Origin of the sequence: Actinosynnema sp. NPDC059797, assembly GCF_042732085.1 — a bacterium.
In the GTDB taxonomy this organism is placed as follows: Bacteria; Actinomycetota; Actinomycetes; order Mycobacteriales; family Pseudonocardiaceae; genus Actinosynnema.
Map to the genome: position 1 here is coordinate 22103 of NZ_JBHWIE010000050.1, position 16035 is coordinate 38137.

At 74.2% G+C, this 16035-nt stretch carries 15 protein-coding genes; 9 read left to right on the forward strand and 6 right to left on the reverse strand.

Translation table 11 applies throughout. The features are described 5' to 3' along the window. Nucleotides 1-6 precede the first annotated feature (6 nt). The 4 genes from ACFV4N_RS15650 to ACFV4N_RS15665 all read right to left on the reverse strand — a co-directional run bounded on the left by ACFV4N_RS15650 (nucleotide 7) and on the right by ACFV4N_RS15665 (nucleotide 3886). Nucleotides 7-1002, reverse strand: a complete 996-nt coding sequence (locus tag ACFV4N_RS15650; protein ID WP_499673213.1) for an ABC transporter permease — start codon at nucleotides 1000-1002, stop codon at nucleotides 7-9. Further along, a complete protein-coding gene (locus ACFV4N_RS15655; protein WP_499673227.1) occupies nucleotides 1002-1871 on the reverse strand; it encodes an ABC transporter permease in 870 nt (289 codons plus the stop codon). The genes ACFV4N_RS15650 and ACFV4N_RS15655 overlap by 1 nt, the downstream gene beginning before the upstream one ends. 192 nt (nucleotides 1872-2063) lie before the next feature. Next, nucleotides 2064-3119 carry an isopenicillin N synthase family dioxygenase gene (locus tag ACFV4N_RS15660; protein WP_499673214.1) on the reverse strand — a complete coding sequence of 352 codons (1056 nt, stop codon included), beginning with the start codon at nucleotides 3117-3119 and terminating at the stop codon, nucleotides 2064-2066. Between the two features lie 59 nt (nucleotides 3120-3178). After that, a complete protein-coding gene (locus tag ACFV4N_RS15665; RefSeq protein ID WP_499673215.1) occupies nucleotides 3179-3886 on the reverse strand; it encodes a CPBP family intramembrane glutamic endopeptidase in 708 nt (235 codons plus the stop codon). Between the two features lie 151 nt (nucleotides 3887-4037). Between ACFV4N_RS15665 and ACFV4N_RS15670 the strand changes: the two genes are divergently transcribed. Next, nucleotides 4038-5015: a GNAT family N-acetyltransferase gene (locus tag ACFV4N_RS15670; protein ID WP_499673216.1), complete on the forward strand. Its 978-nt coding sequence runs from the start codon at nucleotides 4038-4040 to the stop codon at nucleotides 5013-5015. 190 nt (nucleotides 5016-5205) lie between these two features. Here the strand turns inward: ACFV4N_RS15670 and ACFV4N_RS15675 are convergent, their stop codons facing one another. After that, the gene (locus tag ACFV4N_RS15675) at nucleotides 5206-5811 is read right to left on the reverse strand and encodes a TetR/AcrR family transcriptional regulator (RefSeq protein WP_499673217.1); all 606 of its coding nucleotides are present in this window, start codon (nucleotides 5809-5811) and stop codon (nucleotides 5206-5208) included. Between the two features lie 49 nt (nucleotides 5812-5860). After that, complete coding sequence (locus ACFV4N_RS15680; RefSeq protein WP_499673218.1) at nucleotides 5861-6196, reverse strand: hypothetical protein; 336 nt, start codon at nucleotides 6194-6196, stop codon at nucleotides 5861-5863. A gap of 114 nt (nucleotides 6197-6310) precedes the next feature. Between ACFV4N_RS15680 and ACFV4N_RS15685 the strand changes: the two genes are divergently transcribed. The 8 genes from ACFV4N_RS15685 to ACFV4N_RS15720 all read left to right on the forward strand — a co-directional run bounded on the left by ACFV4N_RS15685 (nucleotide 6311) and on the right by ACFV4N_RS15720 (nucleotide 15566). After that, nucleotides 6311-6574, forward strand: a complete 264-nt coding sequence (locus tag ACFV4N_RS15685; protein ID WP_499673219.1) for a hypothetical protein — start codon at nucleotides 6311-6313, stop codon at nucleotides 6572-6574. 287 nt (nucleotides 6575-6861) lie between these two features. Beyond that, entirely contained in the window at nucleotides 6862-9324 is a 2463-nt protein-coding gene (locus ACFV4N_RS15690) for a hypothetical protein (protein WP_499673220.1), read from the forward strand. Next, nucleotides 9321-10835 carry an ABC transporter substrate-binding protein gene (locus ACFV4N_RS15695; RefSeq protein WP_499673221.1) on the forward strand — a complete coding sequence of 505 codons (1515 nt, stop codon included), beginning with the start codon at nucleotides 9321-9323 and terminating at the stop codon, nucleotides 10833-10835. The genes ACFV4N_RS15690 and ACFV4N_RS15695 overlap by 4 nt, the downstream gene beginning before the upstream one ends. 177 nt (nucleotides 10836-11012) lie before the next feature. Then, entirely contained in the window at nucleotides 11013-11669 is a 657-nt protein-coding gene (locus ACFV4N_RS15700; RefSeq protein ID WP_499673222.1) for a DUF4097 family beta strand repeat-containing protein, read from the forward strand. 52 nt (nucleotides 11670-11721) lie between these two features. Beyond that, on the forward strand, nucleotides 11722-12963 hold the full coding sequence (locus tag ACFV4N_RS15705) for a serine hydrolase domain-containing protein (protein ID WP_499673223.1): 1242 nt from the start codon (nucleotides 11722-11724) through the stop codon (nucleotides 12961-12963). Between the two features lie 82 nt (nucleotides 12964-13045). Next, nucleotides 13046-13603 carry a TetR/AcrR family transcriptional regulator gene (locus ACFV4N_RS15710; protein ID WP_499673224.1) on the forward strand — a complete coding sequence of 186 codons (558 nt, stop codon included), beginning with the start codon at nucleotides 13046-13048 and terminating at the stop codon, nucleotides 13601-13603. Next, complete coding sequence (locus ACFV4N_RS15715; protein WP_499673225.1) at nucleotides 13600-14544, forward strand: aldo/keto reductase; 945 nt, start codon at nucleotides 13600-13602, stop codon at nucleotides 14542-14544. The genes ACFV4N_RS15710 and ACFV4N_RS15715 overlap by 4 nt, the downstream gene beginning before the upstream one ends. Then, complete coding sequence (locus ACFV4N_RS15720) at nucleotides 14541-15566, forward strand: NADPH:quinone reductase (protein WP_499673226.1); 1026 nt, start codon at nucleotides 14541-14543, stop codon at nucleotides 15564-15566. Before ACFV4N_RS15715 ends, ACFV4N_RS15720 begins: the two co-directional genes overlap by 4 nt. Nucleotides 15567-16035 lie beyond the last annotated feature (469 nt).

The following is a 16035-nucleotide window of genomic DNA, read 5'->3' on the forward strand; positions in this document are numbered from 1 at the left end:
GGGACGTCAGGTCAGGCGGGCTCGTGGGTCGAGCGCGCCGTAGCACAGGTCGACCACGGCGTTGGCCAGGACGACCAGGAACGCGGCGAACAGCGTGCAGCCCAGCAGCAGGGGCAGGTCGCGCTGGTTCACCGCGTCGATCAGCAGCCCGCCGAGCCCCGGCAGGCTGAACACGCGCTCGGTGATCACCGCGCCGCCGAGCAGCGAGCCGAGGTCGATGCCGAACACCGTGACGACCGGCAGCAGGACGTTGCGCAGCGCGTGCCTGCCGATCACCGAGGACTCGCGCAGGCCGTTGGCGCGGGCCGTGCGGATGTAGTCCTCGCCCAGCACCTCCAGCATCTGCGCCCGGGTCAGCCGGAGGTAGACCGCGGCGTGCGCGAACGCCAGGACCAGCCACGGCAGCACCAGGTGCCACGCCCAGTCGACGGGGCTCTCGGTGAACGGCACGTACCCGCCGACCGGCACCACGTCGAGGGTGAAGCCGAGGACGAGGATGCCCAGCAGCCCCACCAGGTACACGGGCGCGGACACGCCGGCGACCGAGGCCGCGAGGGTGATCCGGTCCCAGGTCGTGCCGCGGCGCAGCGCGGCGAGCACGCCGGCGCCCACCCCGGCGACCAGCCACAGCACGGCCGCGCCGACCGCGAGCGAGAAGGTGACCGGCAGGCGTTCGGCGATGAGCACGACGACGTCGGTGTTCTGCTGGAACGAGTAGCCGAAGCACGGTGCGGCGCAGTGGATCGAGGTCGCGCCGACGCCGAACGTGCGCCCGGTGGCGATGCCGCCGAGGTAGTCCAGGAACTGCCGCCACCACGGGTCGTCCAGCCCCATGAACTCCCGGGCCAGCGCCAGGTTCTGCTCGGTGCACGGCCGGCCGCACGCGAGCTGCGCCGGGTCGGACGGCACGAGGTAGAACACCACGTAGGTGACGAACACGACGACGACCAGCACCAGCAGGGTGCTCGCGATCCGGTTCGCGGTGAACCTGAGTGCCCGCATCAGCGCCGCACGTCCGTCTTGGGGTCGAGGGCGTCGCGCAGCCCGTCGCCGAACACGGTGAACCCCCAGGTGGCCAGGAACAGGGCGACGCCGGGGAAGAACAGGAACATCGGTTCGGTCGACACCCAGTCGACCGCCGTGCTGATCGTCCGGCCCCAGCTCGGCGTGGGCGGCGGGATGCCGACGCCGAGGAACGACAGCGCCGCCTCCAGGCCGATCTTGCCGGGGACGGACAGCGTGGCCACCACGATGATCGGCGCCCACAGGTTCGGCAGCAGCTCGGCGCGGAACACCTGCCACGGGCTCGCGCCGAGGATGCGCGCGGCGGCGACGAAGTTCCGCTTCTTCAGCGTCAGCACCTGCGCCCGCACGATCCGGGCGATGGAGGGCCAGCCGAAGAACCCGATCACCAGGATCAGCAGCAGCGGCCGGGACACGTGGCCCGGCACCACCGCGCCCAGCGCGATCATGAAGATCAGGTACGGGAAGCCGAGGAACACGTCGGCCGCCCAGGTGACGACGCGGTCGGGCCAGCCGCCGAGGTAGCCGGCGGCCGCGCCGACGAGCGTCCCGACCACCACCGACACCAGCGTCGCCGCCAGGCCGATCAGGAACGACGTGCGCGCGCCGTGGACGACGATCGCGAACAGGTCCCGCCCGGTCAGCGGCTCGACGCCGAACCAGTGGTCGCCGCTCACCCCGCCGAGCGCGCCCGCCGGACCGCCGGTCTCCGGGTCGAGCGCCTCGGTCCGGTAGGTGTACGGGTCCTGCCCCTCGATGGCGGTGAGCAGGTCGGCGAACACGGCCGCGAGCCCGAGCACGGCGATCGTGACGGCTCCCGCGAGCGCCCAGCGGTCGCGGCGCAGCATCGCCGTGACGGCCCTGCCGACCGACCTGGCCGGGACCGCGACGTGTGGTGACGACAAGTGACCTTCCTCGGATGGGTGAACGAGCGGTCACGATAGGGAAAACCGCTTGACCGGTGGCCTCTTCCCACGATGCGGGAACAATTTCCCCCTGATGGCTGATGCGGAACTCCGCACCCGCCCGGGGTCGCCGCGTCAGCCCGCGCGGCCCCGCCCGGCCTCAGAGGCCCGTTGCGCCAGCACGTCGCCCCACCAGCGCTCGGCGACCGCCGGGTGCGACCGGAGCCAGCCGACCAGGGCGTTCTCGCCGTAGGCGGCGAGCAGCGGGTTGTCGGCGTCCTGGCTGACCCCGCGCGCGGCGGCGGCCAGGTCGGCGGGCAGCTCCAGCGGTTCGACCACGGCGTCCAGCCGGGGCCCGAGGAAGAACGGCACGGAGAACCGCTCGACCCCCGCCGGTGGGCTGAGGACGCGGTGCCGGGTCGCGGTCAGGTAGCCGTTCGTCGCGATCTCCAGCAGCTCGCCGATGTTGACCACGAAGCTGCCCGGCACCGGCGTCGCGTCGATCCAGGACCCGTCGGCGGCCTGCACCTGGAGGCCGCCGACCTCGTCCTGCTGGAGCAGCGCCAGGTAGCCGTAGTCCTTGTGGGCGCCCACGCCCTGCTCGACGTCCGGCGCGGGGCGACCTGGGTAGCGGACGACCTTGAGGTGCGTGTGGGCCTCGTCGTCGAACCAGGTGTCGAAGTACCCCTCGTCCTGCCCGAGCGCCGCGGACAGCGCGCGCAGCACCTCGCGGCTCACCCGCGACGCCTCGTCCTGCCAGGCGAGGGTCGTCTCGCGCAGCTCGGGCAGGTCGTCGGGCCACTGGTTCGGCCCGACCAGCCGGCGCCACGCGGGGTCGCCGGGCCGGAGGTCGAGGGCGTCCCGCTCGGGACCGACGTCGAGCTGCTCGCGCCAGTCGGGCGTGCCCCCGGTGCGCTCCCGCCCGGCGCGCGTGTAGCCGCGGAACTGGGGCGAGCGCACGTTCTCGATCGCGAGCCGCCGTTCCAGGGGCAGGGCGAAGAACCGCTTCGCCACCTCGAAGATCCCGGTGGTCAGCTCCTGCGGGACCCCGTGCCCGACGACGTAGAAGAAGCCGACCTCGTGCGCGGCGCGGCGCAGCGCGGCCAGGAACTCCTCCCGGTCGACGCCGGGATCGCGGAACGCGGAGATGTCGATCACCGGCAGCGAACGGGTCCCCGTTGAAGTGCCCACGCGGCCGAGCGTAGGACCCCCGGGCGACCCCGAGGGCCCTTCCCACATGGTGAACCCGATCAGGCGTGCAGCACCCACCAGGCGACGAGCACCCCGCCGCAGTTGGTCGCCAGGTGCACCAGCACGGGGGCCAGCACACCCCGGCCGACGTGGCGGCACCAGTGCAGCCCGACCCCGGCCAGCGCCGACGCCACCACCGCCGCCACCACGGTCACCAGGACCGGCGCGTCGCCGAAGAGGGCGTCGACCGCGGCGTTCTGGCGCAGGGCCAGCGAGGGCAGGATGTGCCACAGCCCGAACAGGGCCGAGGCGAGGGCCACCGGTCCCCAGCGCCACCGCTCCCCCGCCCCGAGCAGGGCGGGCAGGACACCGCGGAAGGCGACCTCCTCCAGCAGCACGGTCCCCAGGGGGATGCGCACCAGCACGACCCACAGCAGCGCGCCGGGACCGGAGGCGTCCACGCGCCCGTCGTGGAAGACCTCGCGCCAGGCGGGGACGAGCAGGGCGATCCCGAACACCGCGCCGACCACCACCACCCCGCCCACCCCGACCAGGGCGGCGCGCCGGACGTGCCGGCGGTCCAGGCCGACCTCCGCGAGCCCGAGCCCGGCCCACCGGGCCAGCGCGAGCAGGCAGGCGGTGGCGACGAGGCCGTTGAGGGGGTAGGCCCACCCGGGCAGGACGCGGTTGGCGAGGACCGTGGCGAGCACGAGCACCACGACGGCGGCGACGAGGGCGACGGCCCGGCGGTGACCGGTGGTGTGCATGGCTCCCCCAGTGTGCATCGGCTGTCAGGCACGCCCCGCGTTCCCTGATCATCCCATCCGCGCAGGTGGAGCACATGCGGAGCGGACCCTCGCGTGCCGCGGCCGGGAAACCGGGCGACAGCCCGCGCACGTGGCGGTTACCGTCGGCCGCATGTCCTCCGCAGGAACCGCCTCCCTCACGTGGCGGCCGCTCACCGCAGCCGACGCCAAGGCGTCCGCCGACCTCCTCAACGCCATCGAGGCCGTCGACCGGATCGGCGAGAACTACACCGAAGAGGACACCCTCCAGGAACTGGTCGACCCCTACGCGGACCTGGAGCGCGCCAGCCTCGCCGCCTTCGACGGCGACGTGATGGTCGGCTACGTGAAGGTCCGCGACAAGCCCGCCGCGAACCGGGTCCACCGGGTCTTCCTGGACGGCGGGGTCCACCCCGACCACCGCCGCCGGGGTGTCGGCGCCGCGCTCGTCGACGCCGGGGTGGCGGCGGCGAAGGCGCTGCACGCGCGGCTCCACCCGGCGCTGGACCTGGCGGTCGACGTCCACAAGGCGGAGCACGTCGCCGGCGTCCCCGAACTCCTCCGCTCCCGCGGCTTCACGTCGGTCCGCCACTTCCAGCGCATGGAGCACCCGCTCGGCGACGCGGTCCCCGGCGTGGCGGTCCCCGACGGGCTGCGGGTCGAGCCGTGGTCGGAGCGCGACGACGAGGACTTCCGGGCGGTCCGCAACGAGGCGTACGAGGACCACTGGGGCGCGGCGCCGATGCCCGCGGACTCCTGGCGGAACAAGATCACCAACCACACGTTCCGGCCCGAGGCGAGCTTCCTGGTCCGCGAGGTGGCGACCGGGGCGCCGGTCGGGGTGCTGGTCACTCTGCACTGGGAGGCCGACGTGGCGGCCACCGGCGTCCGGGACGCGCACTTCATGGTCATCGGGACGGTCCCGGGCCACCGGCGGCGGGGCGTCGCCGGCGCGCTGATCGGGCACGCGCTGCGGGCCGCCGCCGACCAGGGCTACGACCGCGCGAGCCTGAGCGTGGACTGGGCGAGCCCGTCGGGGGCGTCCGGGGTGTTCGCCGGGGCCGGCTTCACGCCGAGGATGCGGTACGTGCGCTGGGCGCTCGAAGCCTGAACCCGCGGCACCCCGGACCGCGGCACCCGGTCCGCATCCGCCACCACGGCACCGCCGAGGACATCCCCGAACCGCCCCGGGCCCGCGCCGACGCCGATCCCCGCCCCTTCGGCGAACCGGACGACTCCCGGGCCCGGTCACCCTCGGGCGGTGGCAGCCGCCGCCCGCCGCCCCACCTGGGACCCCCGTGCTACCCGACCGGCCGGGCGCCGCGCAGGAACTGGTCGACCGCGGTGTCCACCAGGTCGTCCAACAGGTGCGGCTCGACGATGTTGCCGTTGACGAGGGCGGTGATGCCCTGGAGCGTGGCGAACAGGACGACGGCGATCCGCCTCGGGTCACCCGGCTGGAGCGCCCCCACCTCCTGCCCCTGCGCGATCACGTCGTTCAACAACCCGAACGGCGCCTCGGCGGCCTTGGCGATCCGCGTCGCGTCCGGCCGGTGCTTGCCGGTGTACATCAGTTCGAGCAGCGCGGCGTTCTCGGTGGCGAAGCGGGTGTAGGCGGTCGCCGAGGCGCGCACCCGGACCGGGAAGTCGTCGTCCGCACCCGTCAGCGCGGCGCGCAGGGCGGTGTCGAGCCGGGCGAAGCCCGCTTCGGCGAGCGCGTCGAGCAGCGCCTGGCGGTTGGGGAAGTGCCGCTGCGGCGCGGCGTGGCTCACGCCGAGTTCCCTGGCCAGGTCGCGCAGCGCCACCTGGCCCGCGCCGCGCTCCCGCAGGACTCGCTCGGCCGCCTCCAGCAGGGCGGCGCGGAGGTTCCCGTGGTGGTAGGGGCGCTCGTGGGTCGGGCCCGGCACGGCGACCATGGTAGCAACCTGTTGTCGTTGACAACATTGTTGCCGCCGCCTACTTCGCCGCCAGGGGCGCGCACGTCGTGCTCGCCGTGCGCGACACCGCCAAGGGCCGCGACGCCGCCGCCGGCATGACCGGCCACGTCGAGGTCCGCCGGCTCGACCTCGCCGACCTGTCCTCGATCCGCGCGTTCGCCGAGGACTTCACCGCACCGGTGGACGTGCTGGTCAACAACGCGGGCGTCATGATCCCGCCGCACACCCGCACACCCGCACGGCCGACGGCTTCGAGCTGCAGCTCGGGACCAACCACCTGGGGCGCTTCGCGCTCACCGCCCTGCTCCTGCCACGTGTCCGCCAGCGGGTCGTCACCGTCTCGTCCGGCGCGCACAAGCTGGGCTCGATCGACTTCGACGACCTCAACCGGGAGCGCAGGCCGATCGCGACCGCCGCGCACCCCGGCTTCGCGGCCACGAACCTGCTCAGGTCCGACCGCCGGCGACGCGTGCGCGACCTCGTGCAGGGGGCCGCGATCGGCCTGTTCGCGCAGAGCGACGACGACGGCGCGCTGCCGACGCCGTACGCGGCGGTGGCGGACGTCCCCGGCGACTCCTACGCGGGACCGGGCGACCGCTTCGAGGGGCGTGGCGCGCCGGAGCCGGTCGGTCGCTCGGCGAAGGCGAGGGCCGCCGCCGTGGCGCGCCGGCTGTGGGAGGTCTCCGAAGAGCTGACCGGGGTCACCTTCCCGAGGGTCCCCCGACCGATGTAATCGCCGTACGTTTCCAGACCGGTGGCCCACCAGGGGTCAATGGCATCTTCCGGCCTTTCCGCCCTTTCGCCGGACGATCTGCGGAAAAATGCGATCACAGCACCATTTCGCGGCTCCCTGGCCAGGTCAAGAGCAGTAACCCCGGCTCATTCCCCCCGGGTTGGAACCCAGGGGGTTCTGAGTCGTATTACCCAGTTCCCCCCGTGGCGCGCCTCCATACTGCGTGCGTGCCGCGAGGGGATAGCAGCGGTGCCACCATTCGGGCCGGGGTCCGGAGAGGAGGAACCTTGCCGTTCCACCAAGAGGCGAAACACCACTCCATAGTGTCGGTGGACATCGCGGGATCGAGCGCCGCGGGCAGGTACGTGGGGCACCGGCTGCGCGCCGTCGACTCCCTGCGCCGCGTCGTGGAGCACGCTTTCCGCGAAGCGGGCATCGACCTCTCCCACTGCGACTTCCGGGACCGCGGCGACGGCTACCAGATCCTGGTCGACGGCACGATTCCCAAGGAGCGCCTGGCGCGCAAGTTCGTCAGCGAGCTCGTGGACGGGGTCCTGGAGCACAACGAGAGCGCCAACGAGCAGAGCAGCCTGCGGATCAGGGTGGTGCTGCACTACGGCGAGGTCACCCCGGTGGAGACCACCGAGGTCTCGAAGGCCATGGAGCACGCCACCCGCATCCAGGACGCGCAGCACGTCAAGGACCGGCTCCGGGAGTCGGGCGCGGTGCTGGCGCTCGTGGTGTCCGAGGACTTCTACACCAGCACCGTCAACGAGGTCGCGGCGGTGCGCGAGCGGTACGGCTTCACGCAGTTCACCGAGGTCTTCCGGGGCATCCCGCTGACGGCCTGGCTGTGCCTGTTCGGCGGCAGGGCACCCAGGTTCCCCGAAGCGCCCGACGCGAACGGGCGGGGCGTCGGGCCCGCCCTGCCCGCGGTGCCCCGCGACCGGACGGACCCGGTGTTCGACATCGTCCGGTCGATCATCGTGTTCGGCGCGCCGGGCGCGACCGCGCGGCAGGACCGGACCACCGCGCCGGTGCTGTTCGGGCCGCCGGGGTCGGGCCGGACGCGGACGGAGCGGTGGCTGTCCGAGGACCTGGCGGAGCGCGGCCAGTGGTGGGTGCTGCTCGGCGCGACCCACGGGCACCGGATCAGGCCGGTGCCCGACCTGCTGCTGGAGGCGGCGGTCGGGCTGGCCGCGCAGGACGGCCCCTGGAGCTTCTCCGGGCTGCTGGGCCACCTCGTCGCGAGGTCGATCCGGCGCGCGGGCGGCGGTGTCGCCCTCGACGACCTGCTGGAGCGGCTGCGCGCGAAGGACGCGTTGGAGTCCGGCCTGGGCCGGCTGTGCGACGAGGCCGGGCTCGGCGACCGGGCGCAGCCCGTGGTCCGCGCCCTGGCCGCCCGGCTGCTCCGGCGCCCCTGGCACCGGCTGGGGGGCGGGTACGACTGGCACCGCCGGGCCGCCGCGCTGGGCGAGTTCGCCGACCTGTGCGAGCGCGGGGACCGGGACTCCCGGGACCGCGTCGACCAGGTCCTGGTGACGGCCTTCCTGGAGGACCTGGCGTCGGTCGGGACCGGCGGGCCGCGCCGCGTGGACCCGGTGGTCCTGCTCGGCAGCGACATCGACGCCGCGCCGCTGCTCCGGGCCTGGGGCGCGGCCGTCGCCGCGGGGACGCGGGCCAGGGCGACCTTCATCGCGGTGGGCGACCGCGCGCTGGTGGGCAAGCTGGGGCTGCCGGGCGACCAGGTGGTCCCGGCCGACCGCAAGGAGGTGGAGCGGCTGAGGTGGGGCACCGCGACCTCCCGCGGGCCGTACACCCCGCTGCCGCTGTCCGGGCTCACCACGGCCCAGGTGCGGGCCATGGCCGCCGAGGCCGGGGTGCCCGAGGAGCACCGGGAGGCGCTCGCGTTCTCCGTGGTCCGGCTGAGCGCGGGCCACCCCGAGGCCGGCGCGGAACTGGTGCGCGCGGCACGCCTGCTCACCCCCGCCGAGTGGGTGCCCCGGCTCCTGCTGGGCGTCGAGGCCCACGACCGGTCCGGGCCGCTGCGCCACTACCTGCTGAAGCGGCTGCTGGCGGAGCGGACCGGCGACCTGGCCGACGCCGTGACCCGCTCGGCGGCCAGGAACCAGGCCGAGGCCGCCCTCCTGATGACGGACCGGCAGCAGACGTGGCTGAAGGAGTCGGTGCTCGCGACCGAGTGGGCGTGCCTGGGCCCGAAGGGCATCCCGGTGATGCACCCGCTGCTGCGGCTGCTGCTGCTCGAACGGCTGGCCGAGCGGCCGGCGGACGCGCCGGACTCGTGGAGCGCGGTGTTCACCCGGCTCGCGGGGTGCGCGAAGCGGCGCGGTGACGAGGAGGGCGAGCTGCACCACCGGTTCGCCGCGGGCGACCTCGACGGCGTGCTGGCCGCGCTGGAGAAGCTGCTCCTCACCGGCGAGGGGCGGCGCTGGCTGGACGTGGTGGAGGTGGTCGTGTCCTGCCCGGCCCACCCGGGCCTGCTGCCGCCCCGGGTCTTCCGCTCCCCCATCGAGGGCGTGCTGCTGTCGTGGCACGCCACCGGCAACGTCCACCTGATCGACGAGTGGGCCGACCACCACATCAGGACCGCCACGTACCTCAGGCAGGTGGTGGGACTGGCCTACAGCGACCAGATGGAGATCCTCGCCATGGCCGACCGGCACGAGGAACAGGGGCGCCGGCTGCCGCGCCGTCGAGGTCTGCCCCGTCACCACGAGGAGGAGCAGTGAGCCCAGTGGACATCCCCGACGCACGTCCCCGGTGGAGCAGGCGGCAGGTCGTCGCGCTGTGCGCCGCGGCGGTCGTCCTGGCGGGCGCGGTCGCGGCGGTGTCCTGGGCGGCGCGCGAACCGGTCTGCGACGACCAGGCGGGGCTGGTGCCGGTCGACGGCCAGTGCGTCGGCGTCGCCGCGCCCGACCGGGCGTTCGACTTCGGGCGGGAACGGCTCCGCACCGTCATGGAGCGCATCCGGCGGCAGAACGCGGTGGCGGCCGAGGACCCCCACCGCGTCAGCATCGCGGTGCTGCTGAACCTGACGCCGCCGGCGGAGCACGCGATCGAGCCGGTGACGCAGGTCCGGCACCAACTGGAGGGCGCCCTGCGCGCGCAGGCCCTCCATAACGCGGGCAACACGCCCAAGGTGACGCTGCTGCCCGCCAACGCGGGCGACGGCTTCGCGCACTGGCGGACCGCGGTGGACGAGCTGCTCCGCAGGCGCGAGGCGCCGGACCGGCTGGTCGCGGTCACCGGCTTCGGCCAGAGCCTCGCCACGACGAAGGACGCGATCAAGGCGCTGTCCGACAACCAGGTGCCGATGGTCGCCTCGACGATGACCTCCGACGCGCTGCGCGGCATCAACGGGCTGCTCCGCCCGGCGCCGAACAACTCCCGGCAGGCCGAGGTGGCCGCGGCGAAGGCCAAGGAGATCCTGCTCGCCGACGCCGGCCGCGACCCGCGGGGCGGGGAACCGGGCGTCGTGGTGATCACCGACCGGAACGACGACGACGACTACTCGGCCGAACTCGCCGGCGAGTTCCGGGAGCAGGCCGAGGCGTCGGGCATCGAGGTCCTCAAGACCATGACCTACGACAGCAGGTTGAAGGACGTCAAGGGCACGTTCCGGGCCGACCAGCCCAACATCTGCTACGCGACCACGCGCGTCTTCTACTTCGCCGGCCGGGGCGTCCACCTCAGCGCCCTGCTCGAGGCGCTGGGCGACCGGCCGTGCGAGAAGGGGAAGGAACTGGTGATCCTGACCGGTGACGACGGCCCCACCGACGAGCAGGCGGACACCGCCGGGTTCCGGGCGGGCCTGGCCGGGGTCACGATCGTGCAGACGGACCTGGCCGCGCCCGACCTCCTGGCCGCCCACGAGAAGCTGCTGGCGAAGGGCTGGGAGGACGGCGAGCGGATGAGCCTGAAGGCCATCAAGGACTTCACCGGCCGGCAGCTGCCGGACTACGCGCTGGACGAGTCGGCGCAGCGCGACGACGGCACGGTCCTGTCCTACGACGCCGTGCTGACCGCGCTCGGCATGGTCACGATGGCCGTGGACCCCGCGCGCCAGGCGCCGTTGGACCACCGGGAGGTGCTCAAGGTCGCCTACTCCGTGAGCGGGGCGAACGCCGTGCCGGGCGCCAGCGGGAGGCTCTCCTACACCAGCGAGGGCGACGCCGAGGGCAAGGTGGTGCCGCTGACCGAGAGGACGGTCACGGGCACGGTGCTGGTGGACGTGCGGTAGGCGGGGTTCCCGGGGCGGCGCCGGTGGCCGTGTCAGCGGTGTCAGGGGCCGTGTCAGCGCGGTGGCCGTCCGGTGTCAGGGCGGCGGGCGATCGTGGTCCTCGTGATCAGGACACCGATCACACCCACCACGGGCGGCCCGCCAGCCGGACGCCCGGACGAGCCCCGGGAGAGCACCGTGCGCACCTTCGACACCCCCGCCCCGATCTCCGCCGTCCTGGACATCCCCGCCGGCACCGTCCGGTTCCTCGCCGCCGACCGCGCCGACACCACCGTCGAGGTCCTGCCCGCCGACGCCGCCAGGCGCCGCGACGTCAAGGCCGCCGGGCGGACCGCGGTCGAGTACCGCGACGGCGTCCTGCGCATCGAGGCCCCGGCCGGGAACCAGGTCCTCGGCGCCTCCGGGTCCATCCAGGTCACCGTCCACCTGCCCGCCGGTTCCCGCGTCCGGGCCAAGGCCGCCAGTGCCGGGCTCCGCGGCGTCGGGAGGCTCGGCGAGGTCGCCTTCGAGGGCTCGCACGGCTCCGTCGAGCTGGACGAGGCCGCGAGCCTCGACCTCACCACGCACGCCGGTGACGTCACCGTCGGCCGCCTCGCCGGCCCCGCCGAGATCAGCACCGCCAAGGGCGACATCCGGATCACCGAGGCCGTGCGCGGCAAGGTCGTGCTGCGCACCCGGGCCGGTGACATCTCGGTCGGCGCTCGCGCCTCCGCGTCCCTGGACGCCGGCACCGCCCTCGGTCGCGTCCACAACACCCTCAGGAACACCGGCGACGCCGAAGTGGACATCCACGCCACCACCGACCACGGCGACATCACCGCCCACGGCCTCTGAGCCGGTCCGGCCGCGTCCCACCACCCGTCACCCCCGACCGAGGAGCACAACCATGTCCGTCACCCCTTCCGGCAAGCACCGCGGCTTCTCCGGGACCGGCCTGCGCCGGCTGCGCGACGTGCTGGCGCGGCACGTCGAGTCCGGGCGCATCCCCGGCCTGGTCGCCCTGGTCGGCCGCGGCGACGAGGTCCACGTCGAGGCGATCGGGACGATGCGCCACGACGGCGGCCCGCCGATGGGCCGGGACACGATCTTCCGGATGGCCTCCACGTCCAAGCCGGTCACCATGGCGGCGGCGGTGGTCCTGCTGGACGAGTGCCGGCTGCGGCTGGACGACCCGGTGCGGGAGTGGCTGCCCGAACTCGCCGACCCGCGCGTGCTCAAGCGGGTCGACGGCCCGCTGGACGACACCGTGCCGGCGCGGCGGCCGATCACCGTGCGGGACGTGCTGACCTCCACGTTCGGGCTCGGCATGGACATGACGGCGCTGGGCACGCCGATCATGGACGCGCTCTTCGGGCGGGGGCTCACGCCCAACACGCCGGAGCCGATGCCGGAGCCGGACGAGTGGCTGCGCCGCCTCGGCGAGCTCCCCCTGATGCACCAGCCCGGGGAGCGCTGGCAGTACCACGTCGGCAACGACCTGGTCGGCGTGCTCGTCGCCAGGGTCACCGGCCGGACGTTCGAGGAGTTCCTGCGCGACCGCGTCTTCGGGCCCCTGGGCATGGTCGACACCGGTTTCCACGTGCCCGCCGACCAGGTCCACCGGCTGCCGCCCCTCTACGCCCCCGACCCGCGGACCGGGGAGTTCACCGTGTGGGACGAGGCCGAGGGCGGGCGGTGGAGCAGCCCGCCGGCGTTCCAGGGCGGTGGCGGCGGACTGGTGTCCACTGTGGACGACTACCACGCCTACTTCCGGATGCTGCTCGACCTCGGGGCGCACGGGGACGGGCGGGTCCTGTCCCGGCCCGCCGTCGAGCTGATGACCACCGACCGCCTCACGCCAGAGCAGAACGCCGCCCGGACCGCTCTGGCGCGCGACAACGTCCACATCTCGTTCGGCCAGGGCCAGCACGGCGGCTGGGGCCTCGGGATGGCGGTGCGCACCTACCGGGGCGACTACGCGCCCGTCGGCCAGTTCGGCTGGGACGGCGGGAGCGGCACGTCGACCTACGCCGACCCGGAGAACGGGGTCGTCGGCATCCTGCTCACCCAGGTCGGCGCGTCGGTGCCGGCGCCGATGCACGCCCTGCACGACTTCTGGACCACGCTCTACCAGGCGATCGAGGACTGAACCCGACCCTCTCCAAACAGAACCGCTGTTCTTCTTGTAGTCTACCCTACAATAAGAACAGCGGTTCTGTTTGGAGGACGCAGTGCCCCGGCTCACCGACGCGCGCAAGGAACTCCGGCGCGCCCAGATCACCGAGGCCGCCGTGCGCTGCTTCAGCCGCACCGGCCTGGAGCGGACGTCCATCGCCGACATCACGGCCGAGTCCGGCCTCTCGGCCGGCTCGATCTACACCCACTACCGGAACAAGGCCGACCTGGTCCGGGCCGTCGCCCGCGCGGTGCTCGCCCGGCACACCGAGGTCGTCGGCCGGTGGACGGCCGACCCCGCCCCTCCCGACCCGGACGAGATGCTCGCCCGACTGGTCGCCGGCATCGACCCCGACCACGCCCGGGTCGGCGTGCAGACCTGGGCCGAGGCGACCACCGACCCGGCCGTCCGCGCCATCGTCACCGACATGACCGACCGGATGCGGGCGCTGCTGCGCGACTGCGCCACGGCCTGGCTCGTCAAGGTCGAGCACCTGGGGCCCGCGCCGGCCCGGGAGCGCGCCACCGGGATCGCCCACCGGGTCGTGGCGCAGTACCAGGCCCAGCTGCTCTACACCGCACTCCGCCCACCCACCGAGGAGACCACGCCGTGATCGCACCCACCGCACCGTTCGCCGGCTGCGCCGTGTCCCGCGTCGGCTACGGCGCGATGCAGCTCGAACGCCTGCGCGACCGCCGTGCCGACGCCGTCGCGCTGCTGCGCCGCGCGGTGGAACTCGGCGTGGACCACGTGGACACCGCCGCGTTCTACGGCCACGGCTTCGTCAACGCCGTGATCCGCGAGGCGCTGCGCCCCGGGGACGACGTCCTGGTCGTCACCAAGGTCGGCGCCGACCCGGACCCGGACGGGCGCCTGCCGCTGCGGGTCGCGCAACGGCCCGAGCAGCTGCGCGCCAGTGTCGAGGACAACCTGCGCGAACTCGGCGTCGACCGGCTGCCCGTGGTCAACCTCCGCCGCCTGGACGCCGGTCCGGGGTTGCGGCCGGAGGGTGACCAGGTGGTCGACCTCGACGACCAGCTCGCCGAGCTGACCGCCCTGCGCGACGAGGGCAAGGTCGGCGCGATCGGCCTGAGCGCCGTCACGCCCGACGGCCTGCGCCGGGCCCTGCCGGCCGGCATCGCCTGCGTGCAGAACGCCTACAGCCTCGTCTCCCGCGACGACGAGGACCTGTTGCGGCTGTGCGCGGCCGAGGGGATCGCGTGGGTGCCGTTCTTCCCGCTCGGCGGGCAGTTCCCGGGCGTGCCCAAGGTCGCCGACGAGCCGGCCGTCCGCGCCGCGGCCGAGTCCCTGGGCGTGACGCCCGCGCAGGTCGGCCTCGCCTGGCTGCTGCACCACGCCCCGAACGTGCTGCTCATCCCGGGCACCGCCGACCCCGCCCACCTGGAGGCCAACGCCGCGGTCCGCGACATCTCCTTCGACGACGCGACGCTCGCCGCCCTCGACGCGGTCGAGTCCCGCTCCAACGACGTCCCCCTCGGCCGGGCCGGCGCGGACGCCGGCGACGACCGCACCGGCGCCGGGGACGGGTCGTGAAGGCCATCGCCTACCGCGACACCGGCGGGCCGGACGTCCTCCGGCTCGTCGAGCGGGACCTGCCCGTGCCCGGCCCCGGCGAGGTCCGCGTCCGGGTCGCCGTGTCCGGGGTCAACCCGACCGACTGGCAGGCCCGCGCCGGCGCCACGCCCAAGGCGTTCCCGGAGGTGACACCGCACCTGGACGGCGCCGGCGTGGTCGACGCCGTCGGCGAGGGGGTCGACCGGGACCTGGTCGGCCGGCGGGTCTGGGTGTTCCTGGCCGCCGCCGGGCGCCCGCACGGCACGGCCGCCGAGTTCACCGTCGTGCCCGCCGGGCAGGCCGTGCCGCTGCCCGACGAGGTCGGCTTCGACGTCGGCGCCTCGCTCGGCGTCCCCGCGCTCACCGCGCACCGCGCGCTCACCGTCGCCGAGGACGGGCCGCGCGGGCTGCGGCCCGGCGCCCTCGACGGCGCGGTGGTGCTGGCCGCGGGCGGCGCCGGGGCGGTGGGGCACGCGGTGATCCAGCTCGCCCGGTGGGCGGGCGCCACCGTGGTCGCCACGGTCAGCGGCCCGGAGAAGGCGCGGCTGGCCACCGCCGCCGGCGCCCACCACGTGGTGGACTACCGCGAGGCCGACGCGGCCGCCCGGATCCGCCGGGTCGCGCCGGGCGGCGTGGACGTCGTCGCCGAGGTGGCGCTCGGCGCGAACCTCGCGCTGGACCTGGCCGTGCTGCGACCGCGCGGCACCGTCGCGGCCTACGCCAACGCCGGCGGGGAGCCCGTCGAGCTGGACGTGCCGCGCAGCATGGTGCTGAACGCGCGCTTCCAGTTCCTCGTGCTGTACACGGCCGGTCTGGGGGCACGCGCCGCGGCCGTCGAGGACGTCACCGTCGCGGTCCGCGACGGCGCCCTCCCGGTCGGCGAGGAGCACGGCCTGCCGCTGGTCCGCTTCCCGCTCGACCGCACCGCCGACGCGCACCGGGCGGTGGAGGGCGGCGTCGTCGGCAAGGTCCTGGTGGACGTCGCAGGTCAGCGCAGCTAGGTCACCTGACCGAGTAAATCTGTGATCGCTGGAGTAGACATGCGCACCCGGGCGCGTGTAATGTTCTCCTCGTCAGAGCGAAGAGAAAGTCCTATCGGCGCGGGAGATGACGAACTGCCCGCGAGTTGGGAGCAGGACGGCCCCCTGATCGGACCCGGTGGTAGCGGGTCCGCCGGCGGTGGGCCAAGGACTGTCGGCACATGCGGTACCCGGAGCACAACCGAAATAAAGCACGACAGCACTGCGCAAGACCCGGGAGCCGGCAGTCGCACGTGGAAGTGGCAGGATCCGACGTCGATCGTCGGAGCAGTACGAGCAAGTGGCAGTACCGGCAAGTCGCATTACCTGCAAGTGGCAGTACGAGCAAGTCGCAGCACGAAGAAGTACGAAGAAGTGGACCCATACCCCGGGGCCCGGGGGCGTTGGGGCCCGGGCCCCCCGAGTAGGGGAGGTTCCGTGGCCCCCGAAA